The sequence below is a fragment of the Streptomyces sp. NPDC037288 genome (assembly GCF_055603265.1).
This window is the reverse complement of sequence record NZ_JBVJVY010000172.1, coordinates 1-3082: the sequence shown is the minus strand read 5'-3', so window position 1 is coordinate 3082 and position 3082 is coordinate 1. Positions and strand designations below refer to the sequence as shown.

Annotated in this window: 1 protein-coding gene and 1 pseudogene; one reads left to right on the top strand and one right to left on the bottom strand. The window is 64.6% G+C overall.

The window, feature by feature from the left end; genetic code table 11:
- A pseudogene (locus ACZ7GZ_RS42895) lies at window positions 1-384 on the bottom strand (transposase); the annotation flags it as partial.
- 295 nt (window positions 385-679) lie between these two features.
- On the opposite strand from ACZ7GZ_RS42895, the gene ACZ7GZ_RS42890 reads away from it, so the two are divergent.
- Entirely contained in the window at window positions 680-2941 is a 2262-nt protein-coding gene (locus ACZ7GZ_RS42890; protein WP_471033256.1) for an SdrD B-like domain-containing protein, read from the top strand.
- Window positions 2942-3082 lie beyond the last annotated feature (141 nt).

Genomic DNA, 3082 nt, shown 5'->3' with positions numbered 1-3082 from the left:
AGCAGCCCCAGAGCCAGCTGAGTCTTGGACACATGCGCGACCTCCTCGGGCATGCCGGCCCCCCGACGCCGCCCGTCGTCATGTGTCCATTCCTCGACCACCCACACCTCAGGCCTGATCGCCTCGCACAACCGCCGGGCGATCCGCCGCCGCACCGGCCATGGATCCCACGGACTGGTTCACGAACTGCTGCAACGCCTGCATGTTGCCGTCCGGCAGCTGCTCGGCCATCGGCTGGATCGACTTCCGCCGGCCGTCCAGCATCAGACCCCGCAGATATCACTCGTCCCACCGCCGCTGATCCCGCCGCGGCACCGAAGCGAACACATCGGCAGCGAACTCCGATAACTCACCCCGGAGCCGCTCCACTTCCCCCAGCCTCATACCAGGACGATGCCCACCACCAGGCGAGATCACCCGACGTAACGAAGCACTACTGGTGCTGGATCCTCAAACATGGACGGAACCTGGCCTGTGCTGGATTCCGTAATCAAGAACCCGATCCAGACGCCGCCGGCAAGTTGCGGATATGCCAGGAACGGCTTGTGTCGGCACTGCTGCATCCGGGTGCTCGGCTGGCGGCCACTCAACGTACTTCCGTCATGTTCCGTTGACACACTCATCATCCATAAGGCAATTCGCTGATATATATTCAGATGCCAAACATGAGGGGAAATCAATGGATGGACAGCATTACCGGCACCATGTCGGCGGGATGTCGTTAGTATTATCAACGGCATTATTGGTGACGTTTGCCCTAACAGGGCATGTGCCGGTAAGGGCTCCAGTCGCTGCCGACGTCAGTGCCGGCACCGTGCTCGTCCGAGTGGTACAGGAGGTCAACGCAAACGGCACGTGGGATCAGGCACTTGAGCCGGGCCTGGCCGGGGTGGCGGTCTCCTTGACCGATACCCATGGGCATGCGGTGACGGGGGCCACACAGGCAGACGGCACAGTGAAACTGTCACCAGGCACCGACCTGCGAGGGAACAAGTACCGGATCGAGGCGAAGAACCCCAGGCCGGGCACCCTCTTCCCCGGCTTCGCCGCATCCAAGCCGGACCTGAGCAACCCCAGGGACCTGTCATCCAATGTGGAATTCGTCGACCTGTCAGGCGGACGCAATGCCGAGGTGACGACCTCGTTCTGGAGGCCGGACGACTACTGCCAGAAGAACGCCACTTTGGTCACCGCCTGCATGAATCCCACCATTCCGCCCAAGCACCCCGCCCCGGACAGCAAGCGCACGCTGACGTCCTTCCCCTACAACGCGCGCGGTGACTACAACCAGCTCACCGACCTGGCCGATAACGGGCAAACCGGGACCGTATGGGGCATCGGCTACAACAAGGTGACGAAGCAGATCCTCTCCGCCGCCTACGCCAAGCGGGGCACCAAGTACGGCCCCGGCGGCCCCGGCGCGATCTACCAGACCGACCCCGCCACCAGGCAGACTCACCTGTTCGCCAGAGTCCCCAACCCCGGTACCACCTCCCACCACCCAGGCATCCGGCTCGATGAGGCGTTCGGTCCGGCGGTGGGCAAGGAGTCACTCGGCGACCTGGATGTCACCCCGGACGGCAACGACCTGTACGTCGTGAACCTGCACGACCGTAGGCTCTACCGCTACAACGCTCGGCAGGCCACCGCGTCCGCGCCCGAGGCCTCTTACGCCATCCCGGACCCATGTGCCTCACCGGGCGACTGGCGACCCTACGGCCTGGGCATCCAGGAGGGCAAGGTCTACGTCGGCGGCGTCTGCTCCGCGGAATCCACCCACCGCAAAGCCGACATGCGAGCCGTCGTCCAGACCTTCGCCCCCGCCGCCGGCGCCTTCACCGGAACCGTCATGAACCAGCCACTGAACTACCCGCGAATGCAGCCGAGTTATGCGAACAAGGCATGCTTCGGCTCCACTTGGTACCCGTGGAGCAATGTCCGGCCCACCACGCAGGACGGGCACCCCTGCACCCACAACCGCATCCAGAACCCCGAGCCGATGCTGACCGACATCATCTTCGAAACCAACGGTGACATGGTCATCGGTTTCGGCGACCGCTTCTCCGACCGCACCGGCTGGGCGCTTCCCGCCACCAGCGATGTCCGCCCCACAACCGCCTTCGAGGGCGGTGACATCAACCGGGCCTGCCCCGGCGCGGGCGGCAAGTTCGTCCTGGACGCCAACGGCGGCTGCACCAATAACGCCACCCCGGCCAACAACGGCGGACACGCCGAATCCGGCGTCAAGGAGTTCTATCCGGGTGACTGGGCGGCCGGCGGACACCGGGAGATCAGCGAAGGCGGCCTGGCCCTCTCCAAGGTGGAGACGACGATCCCGTTCACCGCGATGGACCCCACCGACAAGACGGGCAGCGGTGTGCGGTGGGTTGACCGCACCACGGGCACCCGTTCAGGGCCGGGCACTTGGTCGGGAAGGCCCAACAGCAGTAGCGGCAACTACCTGAACGACACCTTCGGCAAGTCCCGCGGCATCGCGGACCTGGAGGTGCTGTGTGACCAGGCGCCGCTGCAGATCGGCGACCGGATCTGGTACGACACGAACAAGAACGGCATCCAGGACCCGGATGAGAATGGTGTACCCGGTGCCACCGTCAACATCTACGACGCCGACGGCAAAAAGATCGGCTCCACCACCACCAACCCACGCGGCGAGTACTACTTCGACTCCCGACAAGTGACGGATCTCAAGCCCGGAAGCACCTACACCATCAAGCTGAACAACCCCGCCGACTACGCCAACGACGGTCCGCTCACCGACTGGGTCCCCACCAAGCCCCACCAGGGCGACAACCAACAGACCGACTCCGATGGCATGACATCGTCCGGCAGCAAGTACCCATCCGCCACGGTGACTCCGGGCGGACCCGGCCAGAACGACCAGAGCAAGGACTTCGGCTTCCGCAAGGTGATCTGCCAGTGACCACACCCACTCGCGCCTCCCACGAACAGGCCGAGAGCGACCAGGTTGAAGTTTCCCCGTGAACTTGGACACTCGATCTCTATGCCGCGAGGGTGTGCTGGTGGCGCCGCCTGGTCTCGGCCGGGGTGAGGTAGCCGAAGA

What these genes read in the sequence shown, in the direction of transcription:
- ACZ7GZ_RS42890 (WP_471033256.1), top strand. Translation starts at nt 680, where the DNA reads ATGGATGGACAGCATTACCGGCACCATGTCGGCGGGATGTCGTTAGTA.